The organism is Vibrio sp. D173a (assembly GCF_030248475.1).
Genome location: NZ_JAHGAH010000974.1, coordinates 1 through 661, shown reverse-complemented (window position 1 = coordinate 661; position 661 = coordinate 1). Strand labels below are relative to the sequence as shown.

The following is a 661-nucleotide window of genomic DNA, read 5'->3' as shown; positions in this document are numbered from 1 at the left end:
CTAGATCAAGCACAAACCATTCGCATCTTTGTCGATAACTCAGCGATTGAAATTTTTGCTGACAACGGCAAGACAGTGTTTACCTCTCGCATCTTCATTGATGAGCTGTCTCTGGTCACGCTAGATAATGCGACTGGCACACTGCATTACATGTCTGCGATACAGGCTACTCGCTAGCCACCAATAAATTATTCCAAAACAAAAAAACAAGGCCCTCGTCGGGGAGGGCCTCTTATTGCCAAAATATAGGGTTTAGCATGAAAAATACACTAAAAATGTCGCTCGCTGCGGCTTCAGTAATGGCTGCAATGACAGCGAACGCTGGAATCAGCATTGTTGATACGGAAGAAGGTAACTTCTCTGTTGGCGGTAACGTCGAGTTGAACTTCAACTACCAAGACCGTGAATCACACGGTAATAATGACAGCGAATTCAACCAAGACGGCCGCGTTCTAATTGAATTTGCAGGCGAAAAGTACACGAGCAATGGCCACTATGTGGGTGTTAAAGCACAGCCTCTGTTTGAGAGCACGGGCAATATTGCACTGGATGATGCGTACTTTGAATTTGGTAAAAAAGACGGCTGGGCAATTAAAGCGGGTCGCTTTGAAGCTTATGACATGTTCCCTGTTGGTCTTGATGTATTCCTAGAGTACTCAGT

2 protein-coding genes are annotated in these 661 nt (G+C 45.1%); both read left to right on the top strand.

What is annotated here, in order from left to right:
- The first annotated feature begins 18 nt into the window (after window positions 1–18).
- Window positions 19–177 carry a GH32 C-terminal domain-containing protein gene (locus tag KIV40_RS30670; protein WP_309145840.1) on the top strand — a complete coding sequence of 53 codons (159 nt, stop codon included), beginning with the start codon at window positions 19–21 and terminating at the stop codon, window positions 175–177.
- A gap of 80 nt (window positions 178–257) precedes the next feature.
- Window positions 258–661 (top strand): carbohydrate porin (locus KIV40_RS30665; RefSeq protein WP_285353059.1); only part of this gene is annotated, 404 nt, incomplete at its 3' end.